Origin of the sequence: Paenibacillus sp. FSL R5-0810, assembly GCF_038002285.1 — a bacterium.
GTDB classification, from domain to species: Bacteria; Bacillota; Bacilli; order Paenibacillales; family Paenibacillaceae; genus Paenibacillus_AQ; species Paenibacillus_AQ lactis.
Genome location: NZ_JBBOCF010000001.1, coordinates 3,187,606 through 3,205,877, shown reverse-complemented (window position 1 = coordinate 3,205,877; position 18,272 = coordinate 3,187,606). Strand labels below are relative to the sequence as shown.

Here is an 18,272-nt window from a genome sequence, read left to right as displayed (position 1 = left end):
GCAATGAATCTGATCATCGTAGAGGATGAGCCAAGGCTGCGCAACGCGCTGGCGCATAATATCCCTTGGGAGAAGCATGACATTGAAGTCGTTGGATTGGCCGCGAACGGGCTGGAGGCGCTAGAGCTGACCGGCAGGAAGAAGCCGGATATCATGCTGATCGATGTGCAAATGCCCGAGATGGATGGGCTGACGCTGCTCCGGGAGCTGAAGGAGCGGCGGGAGATTGGCAGCTTGACCAAGCTGATTATTTTGAGCGGACACGATAACTTCGAATTTGCTCAGCTTGCGCTGGAGTACGGGGTGTCCAAATATTTGCTGAAGCCTGCCGGCGAGGAGGAGATCTTGGAGGCGGTGCTGGAGGCAAGACGCTCCCTTCGCAGCGACCTGGAGCAGTGGCAGCGCAAGGCGGCCCTCGAACAAAAGTGGAAGGATAACCTCCCGCATCTGCAAAACCTGTTCTTCATTCAATGGGTCGGCGGGAAATACACGAAGGAGGATGTCCTGAAACGGAGCCGGGAGCTCTACATTCCGCTGCGGGAGCAGGACCGGATCGCCGTTGCCGTCGTCGATCTCGATCCCCTTTCCGAAGAAGAGACCCGCTTTAAGCCGGGCGATATGGAGCTGCTGCAGTTCACGATGCTGTGCCTGGCCAAGGAGCTGCTTACGGATCCTTCCTGCTGGATCACCACCGACTCGAGCAATATGCTGCTGCTCGTGTTCGTCGTGGACGCGCAGCAGGACGTGAAGGACGCCATGCTGCGCATCAACGCGGAGGTATCGCGGCTTCTGTCCTCGACGAAGGAGGTGCTTAAGCTGACCGCAAGCGCCGGCATTAGCGCCGCCACCGGCGAGCTTGATGATATGGGGCTGCTATATGCGCAGGCCTGCCGGGCGCTGCAGGAGCGGGTGGTGTACGGCCATGACCTGGCCATCCCGTACCGGGAGCCGCGGCCGGACGACGGTCAGGGGCAGGGGGTCATCGTACAGCCGAACCTGGAGAAGTCGCTTGAAATCGCGCTGGACACGGCGGATGTGGAGAAGGCGATGGAGGCCCTGAAGGAATTGTGGGACGACCTATTTACAAAGCCGGAATCCTCCGACGACTTCCATGAAGCAGTCCTCTATATGAACAGCTTCTTTACCCGGCTCATCCAAAAGCAGGGCTGGACGGTCAAAAAGGTGGTGGGCGACGATATCGTCTTCTTCCAAAACGTCAAGCTGCTCAGTACCAAAATGCAAACCTGGTCGCTCCTGGAGCGAACCGTCAAGCATATCACCGCGTTCATGAGCGAGCAGCGAAAATCGACCAGCCACCAGGTCGTAAAGGACATCTTAAACCTGGTGGAGGCCGAGATGGATCAGGATATCACCCTGCATATGGTGGCTGACCGGCTGTATGTCAACTCTTCGTATTTGAGCCGCCTGTTCAAGCAGGAGATGGGCGTGGCCTTCTCGACCTATGTCCTCGAGCGCAAAATGGAGCGGGCCAAATCCCTGCTGCAGGAAGGGGCGAAGGTGTACGACTGCGCGCGCCTGGTCGGGTACCGGGATGTCAGTTATTTTACCAAGGTGTTTCGTAAGTATTGGGGGGTTAATCCGGGGGAATTCAAGGGGTAGGGCAATGTGGGGAGGATTGCTTTAATGCTTAAAGCGTCTGCTCCGCGTGCGTATCGCAGCTTAAAGTCCGCTCCGCGTACGTATGGCTGCTTAATCGCTGGATGTTGCATAGATGAAAAAGGTCCGCTCCGCGTACGTATCGTTCCTCCAATCGCTGTTGTGGCTGAATTTCTTGGAATTATTAGTGAGTGCGGGAGAAATTCAGCCCCAAAGGCGCCCGCTGCCGCTTTTCCGGAATCGATTCGTCCGCTCCGCTGGGTTAATGCAATGAAGGCAGCGTCCCTCCCCACCTTGGTGGTGGGGGAAGGGGGGAAGGCGTAGCGCAGCAGGGCCTGCTGCTGAACTTGTTAGTTGCTCCGCGTACGTATCGTTCCTCCAATCGCTGTTGTGGCTGAATTTCCTGGAACTATAGTGAGCGCGGGAGAAATTCAGCCCCAAAGGCGCCCGCTGCCGCTTTTCCGGAATCGATTCGTCCGCTCCGCTGGGCTGGTGCAATCGAGGTGGCCCTCCTCCCCACCTTGGTGGTGGGGGAGGGGAGAAGGCGTAGCGCAGCAGGGCCTGCTGCTGAACTTGTTAGTTGCTCCGCGTACGTATCGTTCCTCCAATCGCTGTTGTGGCTGAATTTCCTGGAACTATTAGTGAGCGCGGGAGAAATTCAGCCCCAAAGGCGCCCGCTGCCGCTTTTCCGGAATCGATTCGTTCGCTCCGATGGGCTGTTGCAATCGAGGAGGCCTTCCTCCCCACCTTGGTGGTGGGGGAAGGGGGGAAGGCGTAGCGCAGCAGGGCCTGCTGCTGAACTTGTTAGTTGCTCCGCGTACGTATCGTTCCTCCAATCGCTGTTGTGGCTGAATTTCCTGGAACTATAGTGAGCGCGGGAGAAATTCAGCCCCAAAGGCGCCCGCTGCCGCTTTTCCGGAATCGATTCGTCCGCTCCGATGGGCTGTTGCAATCGAGGAGGCCTTCCTCCCCACCTTGGTGGTGGGGGAAGGGGGGGAGGCGTAGCGCAGCAGGGCCTGCTGCTGAACAATTAAACCGCTCGGGGCGTGATTTACCTGAGCGGTTTTTACGTGTGCATTGTGTTGGCAGGTAAAATAAAAAACCGGCAGGAGAAGTCCTTCACCGGTTCATTACACAATATGTTACGTCCAAGCCCATAAAAAGCCGTCCCGATCCCAAGCGATCCGACCGCCGTGCAGCTTGCGGAACGCTTTTTTCACGTCTTTCGATAAGGACGGGTTTCCGTTTTCATTAACAAAAACGAACTGTTCCCCGAAATGCTCCTTTACGTACGCGATTGCGTCCTCCTGACGCAACGTTCCGGTGAATCGAATTTCTTTTACCATCCACTCGGCGACTTCCTGTGCTGTTGTTTCCAAGTGAAATCACCTCCGTTCAGTTACATTATCATACCAAATAAATCACACCCAATGATAGTTTTTCTCTTTCATTCGCAGTAGTTCGAATAGGTAAGATTAGGGAGCATCCTTTTGTGAAAAACACTGAAGAAAATGTTGTACAAATTGTTAACCGTAATGGTTAAGCGCTCCCCTCCGATTGCTATGAGGGCTTAACCACTCCAACCAAGAGCCGCTCAAGGCGTAAAACCTGAGCGGCTCCCCCCTCCCCCCAACCAGCAGGGGGGAGGGGATTCCACCAGCGAATCAACGACAGACATCCGTACAAGAAGAAAGCTTCAACGGAGCAGGCGGAATGGTGCTGTAGAAACGAAGTGTTCGCCTTTGTGCCCGGATTTCTACATTGGAAATATGAGTTCAAGAAATCCAGGCACAACAGCGATCGGAAGGGCCATCCGCAAGCGTAGTGCTGATTTACTCTCACTATCCGAAGGACCATCCACATGCGTAGTGATGAAGCACTACCCGAATATTCCCCACCTAAGAAGCCGCTCAGGACGTGAAACCTGAGTCGCTTTTCCCCTCCCCCAACCAGCAGGGGGAGGAGGGAATACCAGCGAATCAACCACAGGCATCCCCACAAGGAGAGAGCTTCAACGGAGCAGGCGGAATGGTGCTGTAGAAACGAAGTGTTCGCCTTTGTGCCTGGTTTTCTCCCATTAGAAATATGAGTTCAAGAAATCCAGGCACAACAGCGATCGGAAGGAGCATCCGCAAGCGAAGTGCTGATTTACTCTCACTATCCGAAGGGCCATCCGCAAGCGAAGTGCTGATTTACTCTCACTATCCGAAGGGCCATCCGCAAGCGAAGTGCTGATTTACTCTCACTATCCGAAGGACCATCCACATGCGTAGTGATGAAGCACCACCCGAATATTCCCCACCTAAGAAGCCGCTCAGGACGTGAAACCTGAGTCGCTTTTCCCCTCCCCCCAACCAGCAGGGGGGAGGGGATTCCACCAGCGAATCAACGACAGGCATCCGCGCTAGGAGAAAGCTTCAACGGAGCAGGCGGAATGGTGCTGTAGAAACGAAGTGTTCGCCTTTGTGCCTGGATTTCTACATTGGAAATATGAGTTCAAGAAATCCAGGCACAACAGCGATCGGAAGCAGCATCCGCATGCGAAGTGTTGATTCCCCTCAGTAAGCAGCATCCGCATGCGAAGTGTTGATTCCCCTCAGTAAGCATCATCCGCATGAAAGTGATGCCTTTCCCTCGTCACATCCAATGACCTCACACGATCATTACACTCCCCCCTGCTGAACACAACATCAGATTACCATAAATAGTAATGATCCTCGCCTACTCAGTCCCTCCGCCCGGAATTACAATGTGAAATAACCAAGGAGATTGAAAGACACAGAAAGGGGGAGACGATGACATGAAACCCGCAATCGAACCAACGAAGACGCCGGACGGTTCCGCAGCGCCGCGTATCCAGTCCAAACAGAGAAGAGGGTACTGGGGCAAGCTGGGGACCGATATTTGGAAAGAGTGGGATCTTTATTTGCTGCTTGTGCCGGGCATTTTGTTTCTGCTGCTGTTCAAGTACACGCCGATGTACGGCATTACGATCGCATTTAAAGATTTCAACATATTCACAGGATTTGCCGACAGCCCGTGGGTGGGATGGAAGCACTTCGAGAAGCTGTTTACGTCGCCGGATTTTGCTCAGGTATTCAAAAATACGGTCATTATCAGCTTCCTGAAAATCGTCATCCTGTTCCCCCTCCCCATCATCATCGCCCTGATGCTGAATGAGCTGAGGAATATGATGTTTAAGCGCACGGTGCAGACCGTGATCTACCTTCCGCACTTTTTGTCCTGGGTTATCGTTGGCGGATTGTTCATCGATTTGCTCTCGACGAATGGCGGGATCGTAAATAAATTGCTGGTCAGCATGGGCATGGAGCCGATCGCCTTTTTCTTGGACAACAGTGTATTTCGGAGCGTGCTCATTACGTCGGCGGGCTGGAAGGAAACGGGCTGGAGCACGATCGTCTATCTGGCTGCCTTCACCATGATTGATCCGATGCTGTACGAAGCGGCCAAAATCGATGGAGCCGGAAGATGGAAGCAGCTGTGGCATATCACGCTGCCCGGCATCGCGCCGATCATTATCCTGATGTTCATCCTCCGCCTTGGCAACGTGCTGGAGGCCGGAACCGAGCAGATTCTCGTCATGTACAACCCGGTCGTGTATCAGGTATCCGATGTCATCGGAACCTACGTTTACCGGATGGGCCTAGGCAACCAGGATTACAGCTTCTCCACAGCGGTCGGGCTGTTTGAAGCGGTGATCTCCTTCACGCTCGTGATCGTCGGGAACGCGATGAGCCGAAAATACTTGCAGCGCGGGATTTGGTAAAGAAAGGGTGGCATGAAATGGATCATAAACAAGCACTGGAAGGAACCAACACCACCCGGGGCGTCATTAAGATGTCTCTGTCGGAAAAATGCTTCAACGTCTTCAACTACGTCTTTTTCATCGTGATGGGATTGACGACACTGCTGCCGTTCGTGAACCTGATCGCCAAATCGCTGAGCAGCGAAGGGGCCGTCATTTCAGGCAAGGTGGGCTTGCTGCCGGTCGGCGTTCAGTTTGAAACGTATAAATATGTGCTGCAGGATTCGATGTTCCTGAACTCGCTGAAAAATTCGATCCTGCTGACCATCGTCGGAACGGCCTGCAGCCTGCTGCTGACGACGATTACGGCTTACCCGCTATCCAAATACCGGCTGCGCGGACGGAAATGGCTGCTCTTGATGTTCGTGTTCACGATGCTGTTCAGCGGCGGTCTCATTCCGACGTATCTCTTGATGCAGAACTTGAACCTGGTCAATACGTTCCCGGTCTTGTTCCTGCCAGCGATGGTGAATGTGTACAACATGTTGATTATCAAAAACTATTTCGAAGGGCTGCCGGACTCGCTGGAGGAATCGGCCAAACTGGACGGCGCGGGCAATATCCGGATATTGGTCTCCGTCATCCTGCCGCTGTCCCTGCCGGTTATGGCAACGATTGGATTGTTCTTTGCGGTCGCCTTCTGGAACGATTACTTTGCGGCGATGATTTATATCACCGATCCGGGACTGAAGCCGATGCAGCTGTATTTGAAGGAACTGCTGGTATCCTCCAGCGGGGATTTTCTGAAGGATAACGTGGATGCGGCGATAAATACGACCCCGCAGTCCATTCAAGCCTCTTCGATTCTGCTCGCGACGATTCCGATTTTGCTCGTATATCCTTTCCTGCAAAAGTACTTCGTGAAGGGTGTGCTGGTCGGTTCGGTAAAAGGGTGATTTCAGGGTAAAAGGGTGATTTCAGAAAAGAATGTCATCAAAAAAGAGTTACTCCGGGGAATGGATGATTGCTGCACGATGATCAGCGTCGACGCTCGGACGAAAAGCCATGTCAGGAAAAGAACGCCTTCAGGAAGAGGCCGATTCCTAGGACCGTAAAGGTGGTGATGCTTCAACTTGCTCTGGTGCTGGACCTGTTGAGTACTCAATTACAAGGAGGGTTATCCATGATTAAGAAGAAAAAATCCGCTGTGCTTACCGCGATTCTCGGCTTTACGCTAGCATTGTCCGCCTGCGGTGGGGGAGGCGGTACGGGGACGAACACGCCATCGGCGACACCGTCCGATCCGCCGGCCACGACTCCTGCGGAGAACGGCGGCGATAAAGGAACTCAAGGGGGCGATAAGCCGGGACTGCGCATGATCATGCAGTACGGACTGTTTGACCCGAAGACCGAGTATGTAGCGAAATATATCGAGGAGCGAACCGGCTACAAGGTGGAGTATGAGCTGCTTCCGGCCGAGAACGCGGATGAGAAGCTGAACCTGCTCGTATCGAGCAAAGACAATTACGATCTGGTGAAGCTGAACGCTGCCCAGTTCTATAACCTGGCATCTGCCGGAGCATTGGAGCCGATTGACGAGCTGCTGGAGTCCCACGGCAATTACATTAAGCAATCGATCAAACCAGAGTCTTTTGGAAGCGCAACCATCGATGGGAAGATCTTTGGTATTCCTGAAACAGGCTCAGGGGTAAGCATTGGAGAGGAGCTCGTCGTGCGTCAGGATTGGCTGGATGAGCTGGGACTGTCCGTTCCGACCAACACCGATGAGCTCTATACGGTACTAAAGACGATTAAAGAGAAGAAAAATGTTATTCCGCTCACGATGAGCAAAGACTCGATCTACGGCGATATCGCCACGACCTTCGGGATATTGACCGATTGGAAGGAAGTGGACGGCAAGCTGATGCACCGTGCCGAGCTTCCTGAAATGAAGGAATACATTACCTACATGAACAAATTGTATAAAGAAGGTCTGCTGGATACTGAAACGCCGATTAATACAGCTCAGAAATCGATCGAGAAGTTTTCCGGCGGCAATGCGGCGATGTATAAGCTTGCCTGGTGGAATGCCGGAACGACGATTGCCGCGCTGGAGAAAAACTTCCCAGAGGCGAAAACGACCATCATCCCTTACTTGAAAGGGAAGGACGGTAAAGCGGTTGTCGGCGCGAAAGCCAATACAACCTGGTATATCGCGATTCTGAAATCGTCGAAGAATAAAGAAGCTGCGATGGATTTCCTGAATGCCAAGCTGGAGCCGGAGACGTTCAAGGGCATCGCGATCGGCGAGGAAGGCGTGCACCATGAAGTGAAGGACGACAAATATTTCCCGATCCTGCCTAAATTCAATGACGAGCTGAACAATGCCAGCGCCTTCCTGACCGGGGTGGACGAAGAGAAATACCCAATCTATTGGCAGGCGCGCGTCCGCAAAGATCCGATCCTTCAAGCGCATTTCGAAACCTTCCAGAAAAACGCCGAGGGCTTGATCGTTGTGGATCCGATGTCGACGGCGCCGCCGATCGAGGCGGTATCGAAAAACCTGCTGAAGCTGACGACGCTGCTGGATGACAATGTGCTGCAATTCATTTCGGGAGCGAAGCCGATTGATGCCTACGATCAATTCCTCGCACAGTGGAGAGCGGAAGGCGGAGCCGATATGGTGGCCGCAGCCAATGAATGGTTTCAATCGACGAAGTAAATGATGGAGTGAAAAAGCAGTTGCATGCGCGGCTGCTTTTTCACAACTTTTAGAAAGGAGGTGTTGCTAAAAAAGTGGTGCTTGAACTAGCTGGAAATCCTAATATGCGATGAAAGGTGGTAACTGTTAATGAATCGTATGTTTCGGAGGAGGCTGTCTTTGCTGCTCGGCCTTTCGCTGATCTTCTCCTTGCTGGCTCCTGCGGCGATGCCGTTATACGCCGACACCGTACCGACCGATCAGGGAGGGAGCGGGGCGAATCCTGAGCCCGTCACGTTTGTGGCCGGAGATGGATCCGGAACCGAATTGGAGTTGACCGATATTAATGTCACCGGTGCTTCATTGGAAGGTAAAAGCGATTATTTGGCGCTGTATACCAGCGGCTCCGGGGTCACCAACGCGGTATATGACAAGGAAATCTGGGTGCCGTCGCTGCATGTCGCCGTCGCTGTGGATGCAAACGGAACGGTACAGCAGGTCGTAGGTCCGGATAACGATCCTCCCACTGGATGGGACCCGGATATGCGTCTGCCGGTACCCGAAGGCGGATATGTGGTCTTGACGGGGAAGACGGCAGACTGGGATACGTCCACGTACCAAAAAACGCTGTTCCAGCATTTCCGGAAAGGCGAGCAGGTGAAGCTCATGCGCGGGGAAACTGAGGTCAATGCCGGAGATTTCCTTCCGGATCAGCCAGGACCGGATCCAGATCCTTTGCCTCCGGAGCTGCATCTGATTACGGAGGACGGTAAGCTCGTCGATATCCCTGTCGTGGAGGTTGCGGGCTTTGTGGCTAACCTGGCGGCAGATCAGGATGCCGTCGTAACCGTGGACGGCGAGGAAGCCGAGCTGTCGGCGGAAGGGATGTTCCGGATGAACGTGTATCTGGAGCCTGGGGCCAACCCGATCACCGTAAAGCTGATCATCAATGGGAATGAAATGGCTTCCACGACGATAAACGTGGTTTACGAGCCAGTCGAAAATCAAGATTATATCGAGGTCGAAGCGGCCCCGAAAGATATCACGATCGACATTGAGGGTCCGCGCAAGAAACTGGACTATATCGATAAAGATGTTACCGGCATCCCGAACATCGTAGCTTTGTTTACGAGAGATTTCGGCACGTCCATCACGGTTCCGCAGACGAATGTCGCGGTTCAGGTGGATGCCAACAACCGGGTGCTGCAGGTCATCAACCCTTCCATAAACGGCAAGCCGCCGGTGTGGACGGGGCCGACGGAGCTTGAAATTCCCGAAGGCGGCTACGTGCTGATGGCACAGGACAACAGCTACACCGGCAACAACATCAAGCGTTATTTGGCCGAAAATTTCAAAGCCGGAGACGTTATCAAGCTGCGCAAGAACGGCGAGGTCGTTCAGGTGCGGGATCTGATGAGCGGCAACGGCGCCATTGCCCGGCTTAAGCTCGATAACGCACAGATGTATACCGTGACGGAGGGCAGTACGGTCATATCGGGCAAGATCGAAAACATAGACGACATCAACGCGATCAAGCTGCTCGTGAACGGGACCGAGGTTCCTTTTGGTGCGGACGGCACGTTTACTTACAACTATTCGCTCACCGCCGGCATCAATTATATCGAGGTTATGGTGCAGAAGAACGGGATCGAGCAGGATAAGCAGGAGGTTGCGGTGTTCGCAAGACCGGGCTTTTCGTCTGAGAAAGAAGTCATTCTCTGGGTTGACCAGGCATCGAATGTGCGGAAATTCCAAAGCAGCGAGCAAGTCCGTGAATTCCTGGAGAGAGCCAAGGATACGGGCGTTACTTCCATCGCTTTGGACGTGAAGGGCGTGGAGGGCTTTGTATCGTACAAAAAGAACGACCTGACGGGAAGGCCTTACGTCAGCGAGATCAAGGCGCCGGAGAAGGCCGGAGCAAGCCCGGATCTCGATCTGCTGCAGGAATTCATCGATCACGGCCATGCGCTGGGCTTGAAGATCCATGCGGCGATTAACGTATTTGCTGAGGGCTCGATCGCCCATAACGAATATGCCGTGCTCAACGATCATCTGGACTGGGAGGAGCGCGTCTACTTCGCGGAGAACAACGGGGAGATCAAGCGTCTTCGGGAAAGCAACAAGCAGGGGCTCGTCGCTTTTGTCAATCCGGCCAATGACGAGGTTCGCGATTATCAGCTGAAGACGTTTGAGGAAATCATCAAAAACTATGACGTGGACGGCATCGTTCATGACCGCAGCCGTTACGATAACGAGGGGGCGGATTTCAGCGAGGAAACTCGCGTGAAATTCGAGCAGTTCCTCCAGGCTCAAGACAAGCAGTTGACCAATTGGCCGAACGATATTTTTTACTATGAGAACAATGTGCGGGTATACGGTCCGCTGATTCAAGAATGGTGGGAATTCCGCTCCGGAACGATCCAAAGCTTTTTCCGGGAGGTAAAAGAGCTGGCGGATTCCTATGAGGCTACCAAGGGCAAGACGATCCAGGTGTCCTCTTACGTCGGCTCCTGGTATGAAACCTATTACTTAAACGGCGTGAACTGGGGCAGCAAAAACTTCAGGTACCATCCAGCGCTCGGCATGCCGGACGAATCGGTGTATACGCCGGATTATTATGAGACGGGATACATTGAGTATTTGGATTTCCTCATGATCGGGGCTTATCAAACGACTAGTCAGGAGATTCAGAAGTACATTACGCTCGGTAACATCGTGACGAACGGGGAGATTCCGCTGTATGCAGGGATCGCAATGAACAACGTGCAGGCCCCGGCGGTGCAGCGGGAAGTGTTCCAAGCCGGATTGAAAAATACGAACGGCCTGATGCTGTTCGACGCCTCCCAGGTCAACTGGCCGATCGCCAAGGCAGCGCTTCAGGACCGGGAATGGGTGAAGGACTACCAGCTCGGGATGAGCTTGCCGAATAGCCCGGATACGTTCCTGGAAGGCAACTACTATAATGTCAACCGCATCGAAGGGAACATCAACGTCATGACAGAGGCCTTCGGCTACTCCACGGGCACCAACCGCTTTGGCGTCGAGGTCGTTGTCGATAACACCGGTCAGGTTACAAAAGTCGTGAACCGCAATCAGGCCATCAAATGGAGCTGGGGATCACCGGAGGAGAATAACAGCGTCATCCCTCAGGGCGGCTTCGTCATTTCCACGCTGGACCCGTCCGGCACGAGAACGCTGCGTCAGCTCGTGGCGAACGCCTACAATACGGGCGATCAGGTTCGTTCCGCGGTATTACGCGGACTGATGGATGATGAGGGGAAAGAGACGCGGGACAGCCAGCTTCAGCTCGAGGGGCAGGTTGAAGTTCTTGGACCCGGCAAGGCTACCGTAAACGTAAACGGCGGCGAAGCGTCGGTGGCCACGAACGGAAAATTTACGGCTGCAGTTCCGCTGGCAACCGGCGTCAACTCGGTTACGGTCGACGTGTACGTTGACAACTATAAAACCAATAGCAAAACATTCGAGGTGATTCGGACGTCAACAGGAGACGGGGGCTCGAACCCTGGCAACCCTGGAAATCCGGGAGGCGGATCCGGTGGTGAGCCTCCGATCCCGCCTAAGCCGGAAGAGCCTCGCCTAAACATTAAGAAAGAGACGGGCGCGGATGGACGGACCGTGGTGACAGCCGATGCGAATGAGAAGCGGATGCTGGCGGATATCGAACAGCTGCGCAAGCAGCCAGCACCGTCTCGTGTGCTTGCATATGCATTCGACGAAGCGGCGGATTCCATCGTGCTGAACTTGCCGGCCAAAGGCATAAGCACAGCTGCAGCAGAGCTGCAAGGCGGCTCTATCACAGTGGAATCGGCCTTCGGCAAACTGGAGCTTCCAATTCAGGTGCTGCGAGAGATGCTGCAGCAGCAGGGGAATGCCGATACTCTTCAGATTCGCATCGGCAATGCTGCAAAAGCGGAAGAAGACGCGATCAGCAAAGCCTTGCGGGAGGGCGCTTCCAAGCTTGGTGCATCCCTTGAACTATCCTTTGCCTGGAAACAGGGGGATACGCTGAAGCCGATCACCGCTTGGAAGGGAGCGCCGGCCAAATTCATCAAGCCGCTGCCGGGAAGTGCCAGCGCATCCTCTACATCGATTCTGAGATGGGATGCGGCTGCCGGTAAACTGTATTTCGTACCGGCGATAATCAGAGCGGCCCATGCGGATTTCAGATTCCGGGAAGGCGGCATTTATGCGGCGGCCGCATATGAAAAGACGTTTGCGGATGTGAAGGATCATTGGTCCAATGAGGACGTATCACTGCTTGCCTCCAAGCACGTCATTGAAGGGCTAAGCGAGAACCGGTTCGGTCCGAATGAGCAGGTAACGCGGGCCCAGTTTACGGCAATGCTCGTGCGGGCGCTCGGGCTGAAGGAGCAGGCGGGCGACGCCAGCTTCCGGGACGTCGGGGCGGACGCTTGGTATGCTTCAGCTGTAGCGACGGCCGTAGAGCATGGATTGATTGAAGGCTTCAGCAGCGGCGAGTTCAGACCGAATGACCGAATTACGAGGGAGCAGATGAGCGTGCTGCTCGTCCGCGCAATGAAGCTTGCCGGAACCGAACTGGAGGCCGTTGATCCGGGCTCGGTGCTGGAGGGCTTCAAGGACCGGGACAGCATTGCGGGCTGGTCCGAGGAGGCGGTGTCGGCCATCGTGCATTCGGGCATTATGAAGGGACGCGGGTCCGAACGCTTTGCACCGGATGCCGAGTCTACCCGTGCCGAGGGCGCTGCCGTCTTGGCCAGAATGCTGGAAATGGCAGGTTATATGAACCGCTAATTTTCTTCAGGAGTCTGCGAAGGTGACCTGATAGCAGGTTGCCTTCGCTAGCTTCTCTATAGTACAGGGGACGAGAGGCAAGCTGGAGCAGTACAACAGACCAAGTGGCGCATTTGGCAACCCCACTGCAGATCTAACACGGAGGCGCTGGCTTGGATGTGGGAAATTCTTGAGCATCTCCGCAACTGCATAGAATTAAAGGAAATTCTCCCCCAGGTTAAGACCTGGGGGAGAATTTTTTGTGCCAAGGCAACGAGTCAATGCGAACGAATCAACGCGTAACCAGTCAAGTACATCATATAACCGCTATGTGTTGCCCTGCAGCCTTACATTCACAGCATGACTACAGGTCGTAACGAGCTCGCTGGTACGCACCGTCGCATCATGATTCTCCGCTCCGTATTGGATCGCGTTATGAAACGGATCATCCCAAATGTGCAGCCTGCAGCTCAGCGCTCTAACCCTGTGGACGCTCCTCCTTCGACGGCGTGGGTAATTTCGCCGAGCATGTACTCGGCGAAGCGGACAAGCCCGGCACTTTCGATCACAGAAGCGTCATTTGCACCAGCGTATTCGCGGAGCGCATGCTCCAGGATGGGGCGGTACTCCGGGGGAAGCGTGTGCAAGCCCCATTTACCGCCTTCCTGCTTGGACGAGACGACGCCCTCTTGCAGGTAGTACAGCACCCGGCACAGATTGAGCGTATAGTACATCGGAGATTTGTTAATTTCCTGTACCGCTTCGCTAACATCATGAAGGAGCGCTTGTACAACGTATGTCCGGTCGATCGGCCTGAACATCTCGCGAACCGGCGTGCCGTACAAGGTGCGTCCCCGATGGTATATCACCGTGTAATGAGCGGCCAGATCGGGGTCGCCGAATCCGCCGCAGAAGTAATTCTCGTCGGCGATATATTTCTCGCGGTGAAAGTCCGAGTAATGAAATTCAAATGGCGGCGGATAGACGAAGTTCCGGATGCCCGATGCAAGCACGGCGCTCAGCTCAAGCCCCCGCCCGCTCAGAAGATTGTCTTGAAAAGCGATGATTTGTTTGGCTAGCCGCTTCCATTGCTCCTTTGAACATGTTTGATGCACCACGAGCAGCAGGTCCACATCGCTTTTTGCCGGGTTGAAGCAGCCCATAGCCAAGGATCCATGCAAATAAACCCCGGCCAGATTGTCGCCCAGCTCATGGACAAATAATTCGACGGCTTGCTCTAATACGACTGTCATATCCATACGTGATCCCACCTTCGGGTATATAGTTGTATATTATTTTGTGGGATATCCCCCCGTCAATGGAATGAAAGCTTATAAGAATTCTGTGCGCCTTGAATAACTCGGGGCCCGGCAAGCAAGCTCCTCCGGCCGCCTCCGATCCGGCAAACGCTATTCGGAAATTTTACAAACCATTATGGTGGTCATTAAGCTAACGGGTGGAAAAGTTCAACCAATCCTGAATATGTCGGGAACAATTACCCTTGAGATTTCGTTATAAAGGGTAAGAAGTCGAAGGGGGGAAGATGATGAGAGTCGTCATTGTCCTTTTTGTATTTGTACTAATATTTACAGGGTGTAGTTCAGATAAAACAAGTAAAATCATCACGGATTCCATAACCAAGCCAACGATTAATACAGTAACCAATCATGAGTTGGATTCCGGGCAGATCATCTATAATCATAACTATGACAACATGGATCGTGGGAATCATGATTTAGAAGGACAGGTTGTGATTGATTTGAAGTATTACAATGATCACTCGATTAGCCGTGGTGATATCGTATACTTCAGGAATCCTGAGACTAAAAAGAATCTTGGTGAGTACAGCATTTCCAGAGTTATCGGGCTGCCCGGCGAAAAAGTAAAGATTGAAAAAGGACAGATCTATATTAACGACAAATTGCTGGATGCTTTTTACGGAAGGGCACATCGACTGGGGGATGATCTCGAAAGTTTGAAAAAAGCTTTAGAGCGCGATAACATGGGAACTCATATACGAAAAAACATTGAAAACAATGTGGAATATTTTCAACAAATGAGCATGGAGGAAATCGAGATCCCCGAAGACCATGTTTATCTTGTAGGAGATGATTGGTCCCGCAGTAATGATAGCAGATTGTTCGGGCCATTACCCACAGACAAAATTGAGGGGAAAGTGGCGGGGGTAGTCGGTAGCCCGTAAGCTAAAGAGAAACGTTAATCCAATGAAAAAAGCGGCAGACTAAGACTCTACGTCGTATCTTAGTTTGCCGTTTTTTGTTTACGCTGAAAACTCCACATCAACTCAATTCGCATTCAATGGACTAAACAACCAGTCGCCGGTTCATAACCGGCAACTGGCTATTCAGATCTGTGCAGCTTGGATTCCTGTATTTTCACTACGGAATACCTTATACCGGGCGCAGCGCCGGCCATTTCAGCTCGATTCCTTCACTCGTGAGCCTTTGCTGGAAGTCGGCCAGCGTTTCCTCGTTGTTGCGTACGTTCGTAGGGAGGATGCCGTGATCCAGGCAATAGCTGACGCAGTAGCCGGCAGCTTCCCCGATGTTCCATTCCACAGGATGAAGGCGGTAGCACCCGTTCGTGATGTGGGTGACGCCGATGTTCTTGCTGGCGGCCAGCACATTGGTTACCCGTTTCGGGATCAGGCTGCCGAGCGGAATTTGAAACGGTAAGGACGAGATGTCGATATACGGGCGATTGCCCGTGCTTGGATGAAGGTCAATCCGGTAGCAGCCGATGCCAATGGAATCATAGAACTCTTCCGCCGTTCCGCTTGGCCTGGAATCGGTGGCCACATGCTGCTCCAGGACGGTAAATTCGGCCTGAATGCGTCTGGATTCCCGGATATACGGATACATCGCCATGCCATCCTCCGTGCCGACAACATCCGGACGTAAACGCAGCCCGGGATAGCCTTGACCTCCGTCCGGCCGCGGTGCCTCCGTCTGAAGCCAGTACAGAAGGGACAGACTCAGCTGCTTCGCCTCGTTCAGATGGCGCGCAGCCTCTTCTTCGGGAACATCGATAATGGAACCAAGCCAGTAGTCATTCTGCGGCCAGTTGACGAGCGATACCGAGGTGTCGAAGGTCCCTTCCGCAAAGTGCCTCGGATCCAGGATCTGACGGTATTGATACAGCGGGAACTTGCCGTGGCCAGGAAATATTTCATAATCGACCGGCTCGTTCGTGGAGGGCTTTACTGCCGTCAGGCTGAGCAGGCGGTCCGGCCAGAAATCCGGCTTGTACTGGCGCCAGAAATCATACATTTGCGGTTTATCGATCGTGTGGTCTTCACCCTCCAAGTAATCCACGGCAAAGCAATAGGTGAAGCCTTGCATATCCTGCGGCAGCGGTTCTCCGCTCACCGCATGGGGCTCGCCGGTCTGCTCCACGGATTCGGCTCCGGTCACATACTCGATTCCGGCTAGCGGAAGCAGGTCCCCGAGCTCTGTTGCATCGATGAAATAAGGGGCTTGAAGGATGATGCGATCTCCGGTCTCAAGCAGCTTGACCGTTACGCTCTTCACCTGGTCGCCGTCAACCTCCGCCTGTTCGACCACCGATTTGTACAGAATCTTGATTTTGCCGCTGTGAACGTAAGGCGCCAGCATTTGGTGCAGCACGGCCAGGGCGGTCCGGGGCTCGTGGCACAGCCGGCTGACGATGCCGCTGCCAGGATTGAGATTCACCGTTGCCCTTGCCTTGGGGGTCATAGGGAAATGATCCCGGTAGTACTGCCGGACACCCTCACGAAACTGTCTATAGCTTCGGGTGCATCCGAATGACTCGATCCACGGATGTTCGTCCGGGGGGACGGCCTGGCTAGTCAGCTGCCCGCCGATCCAAGTGGTTTCCTCGGTCATGATGACGGTTTTTCCGGATTTGGCAGCGGCGAGGGCGGCGGCTGTACCGCCTGTTCCGCCCCCGAGAATAACGATATCGGCCTGCATTTCTCGGTTCATGGCATAGATCTCCTTTGGTTGGATGGACATCGTCCAGCTTTTAAAGAATACTATTTTCATTGTAGAAGCACAGGCGGCTGAAAAGTACCGGACGGAGGTGACCTTTTTTGGTAATCTGATGTGTTTTTAGGAATAATCATTAGATTTGGGCTCCGCGGCACAGGGGTTCATTTGAGTGTCAGGACATGGGCTTATCCAGGGATTGTATGCGGAATGCACGAATCTCTACTATGATATGGATATCGAAATAATTAGAATATCGATGATAACGATATCGAGATTTTCCCCCGAGAAACCATACAGGGAAGGGAATAACGGTTTGCGACGGAGGGATACGGTGAGTGAATATGTCAGGGGAGGGCAAGAGCATGAGGATATTGCCGGAACAAGAGAAGCAGCGCTTGATTACGGTAGCGCTCGATGGAAGCGGGGATTATCGCAGCATTAAGGAAGCGGTGGACCATGCGCCGGGCGGAACGGCTGAGCAACGAACCGTCATCCATATCCGCGATGGCGTATATAACGAGAAGCTCCATATTGAGAAGCCCTTTCTTCATCTCGTGGGGGAAAGTGCCGAAGGAACCATCATTACATATGACGACTACGCCAGAAAAACGTTCCCCGACGGCAGTCCGTACCATACTTTTAACTCTTACACCGCTTTGTTTGGTGCGGACGATTTGACGGTCGAGAACCTGACGATAAGAAATGATGCCGGCCGGGGGGAGCTTGTCGGACAGGCGCTGGCCGCCTATGTGGACGGCGACCGCATCTGCTTCCGAAATTGCCGCTTTATCGGGCATCAGGATACGCTGTTCACCGGTCCGCTGCCGGATAAACCGCTGAAGCGGGGCAGCTTTGGAGGACCCCGGGACGGCTTGCATAAGGTAGCCGGACGCCAGTGGTACGACAGCTGTTATATCGAGGGGGATGTCGATTTTATCTTCGGTTCGGCGACAGCCGTGTTTACGGACTGCGAAATCTTCTCCCGCAACCGTCTGACCGCGGAAAACCTTCCTCATGTAGAGCGGCATCCGGAGATTAACGGCTGGATTACGGCCGCGTCCACGCCGGAAAGCAGCCCGTACGGCTATGTGTTTGTCCGCTGCAGGCTGACGGGCGATGCGCCCGAGGGCTCCGTGTATTTAGGCCGGCCATGGCGTAACCACGCAAAGGTGGCATGGATCGATTGCTGGATGGGAGCGCATATTCGAGCCGAAGGCTGGGACAACTGGGACAAGCCGGAGAGCGAAGCAACCGTGACCTATGTGGAATACCGTTGCGCCGGTCCCGGGGCAGATCGGCAGCACCGGGTATCCTGGTCCGGCACGCTGCCGGATGAACAAGCCGATCAATATTCGCTTGGCTGCATCTTCGAAGGGGAGGCTCCTTGGATTCCGTTTTCAGGCTCGTAAGACCGGGATCGAAG

The 18,272-nt window shown here is 53.8% G+C and carries 10 protein-coding genes; 7 read left to right on the top strand and 3 right to left on the bottom strand.

The window, feature by feature from the left end; all coding sequences use genetic code 11:
* Window positions 1-3: 3 nt before the first annotated feature.
* A complete protein-coding gene (locus MKX76_RS14525; protein ID WP_210095611.1) occupies window positions 4-1,620 on the top strand; it encodes a response regulator transcription factor in 1,617 nt (538 codons plus the stop codon).
* A gap of 1,139 nt (window positions 1,621-2,759) precedes the next feature.
* On the opposite strand, the gene MKX76_RS14520 is transcribed toward MKX76_RS14525, so the two are convergent.
* A complete protein-coding gene (locus MKX76_RS14520; protein ID WP_007129311.1) occupies window positions 2,760-2,996 on the bottom strand; it encodes a DUF6953 family protein in 237 nt (78 codons plus the stop codon).
* Window positions 2,997-4,417: 1,421 nt separating this feature from the next.
* Here MKX76_RS14520 and MKX76_RS14515 point away from each other — a divergent pair.
* From MKX76_RS14515 to MKX76_RS14500, 4 genes are all read left to right on the top strand, one after another.
* Window positions 4,418-5,404, top strand: coding sequence for an ABC transporter permease (locus tag MKX76_RS14515; protein ID WP_077564828.1), 987 nt, complete (start codon window positions 4,418-4,420; stop codon window positions 5,402-5,404).
* A 17-nt stretch (window positions 5,405-5,421) separates the two neighbouring features.
* Window positions 5,422-6,339: a carbohydrate ABC transporter permease gene (locus MKX76_RS14510; RefSeq protein WP_144873019.1), complete on the top strand. Its 918-nt coding sequence runs from the start codon at window positions 5,422-5,424 to the stop codon at window positions 6,337-6,339.
* 227 nt (window positions 6,340-6,566) lie between these two features.
* Complete coding sequence (locus MKX76_RS14505) at window positions 6,567-8,105, top strand: extracellular solute-binding protein (RefSeq protein WP_007129314.1); 1,539 nt, start codon at window positions 6,567-6,569, stop codon at window positions 8,103-8,105.
* A 129-nt stretch (window positions 8,106-8,234) separates the two neighbouring features.
* The gene (locus MKX76_RS14500) at window positions 8,235-12,878 is read left to right on the top strand and encodes an S-layer homology domain-containing protein (protein WP_210095223.1); all 4,644 of its coding nucleotides are present in this window, start codon (window positions 8,235-8,237) and stop codon (window positions 12,876-12,878) included.
* Between the two features lie 449 nt (window positions 12,879-13,327).
* Here the strand turns inward: MKX76_RS14500 and MKX76_RS14495 are convergent, their stop codons facing one another.
* Window positions 13,328-14,116: an aminoglycoside adenylyltransferase domain-containing protein gene (locus MKX76_RS14495; RefSeq protein ID WP_210095224.1), complete on the bottom strand. Its 789-nt coding sequence runs from the start codon at window positions 14,114-14,116 to the stop codon at window positions 13,328-13,330.
* Between the two features lie 287 nt (window positions 14,117-14,403).
* On the opposite strand from MKX76_RS14495, the gene lepB reads away from it, so the two are divergent.
* Window positions 14,404-15,060, top strand: coding sequence for a signal peptidase I (gene lepB, locus MKX76_RS14490; protein WP_341034037.1), 657 nt, complete (start codon window positions 14,404-14,406; stop codon window positions 15,058-15,060).
* Between the two features lie 208 nt (window positions 15,061-15,268).
* Here the strand turns inward: lepB and MKX76_RS14485 are convergent, their stop codons facing one another.
* A complete protein-coding gene (locus MKX76_RS14485) occupies window positions 15,269-16,843 on the bottom strand; it encodes an FAD-dependent oxidoreductase (RefSeq protein ID WP_210095226.1) in 1,575 nt (524 codons plus the stop codon).
* A gap of 368 nt (window positions 16,844-17,211) precedes the next feature.
* Between MKX76_RS14485 and MKX76_RS14480 the strand changes: the two genes are divergently transcribed.
* Entirely contained in the window at window positions 17,212-18,258 is a 1,047-nt protein-coding gene (locus MKX76_RS14480) for a pectinesterase family protein (RefSeq protein WP_245256100.1), read from the top strand.
* Window positions 18,259-18,272 lie beyond the last annotated feature (14 nt).

What these genes read in the sequence shown, in the direction of transcription:
- MKX76_RS14500 (WP_210095223.1), top strand. Translation starts at nt 8,235, where the DNA reads ATGAATCGTATGTTTCGGAGGAGGCTGTCTTTGCTGCTCGGCCTTTCG.
- MKX76_RS14515 (WP_077564828.1), top strand. Translation starts at nt 4,418, where the DNA reads ATGAAACCCGCAATCGAACCAACGAAGACGCCGGACGGTTCCGCAGCG.
- MKX76_RS14525 (WP_210095611.1), top strand. Translation starts at nt 4, where the DNA reads ATGAATCTGATCATCGTAGAGGATGAGCCAAGGCTGCGCAACGCGCTG.
- MKX76_RS14480 (WP_245256100.1), top strand. Translation starts at nt 17,212, where the DNA reads ATGAGGATATTGCCGGAACAAGAGAAGCAGCGCTTGATTACGGTAGCG.
- MKX76_RS14505 (WP_007129314.1), top strand. Translation starts at nt 6,567, where the DNA reads ATGATTAAGAAGAAAAAATCCGCTGTGCTTACCGCGATTCTCGGCTTT.
- MKX76_RS14495 (WP_210095224.1), bottom strand. Translation starts at nt 14,116, where the DNA reads ATGGATATGACAGTCGTATTAGAGCAAGCCGTCGAATTATTTGTCCAT.
- MKX76_RS14510 (WP_144873019.1), top strand. Translation starts at nt 5,422, where the DNA reads ATGGATCATAAACAAGCACTGGAAGGAACCAACACCACCCGGGGCGTC.
- lepB (WP_341034037.1), top strand. Translation starts at nt 14,404, where the DNA reads ATGAGAGTCGTCATTGTCCTTTTTGTATTTGTACTAATATTTACAGGG.
- MKX76_RS14485 (WP_210095226.1), bottom strand. Translation starts at nt 16,843, where the DNA reads ATGAACCGAGAAATGCAGGCCGATATCGTTATTCTCGGGGGCGGAACA.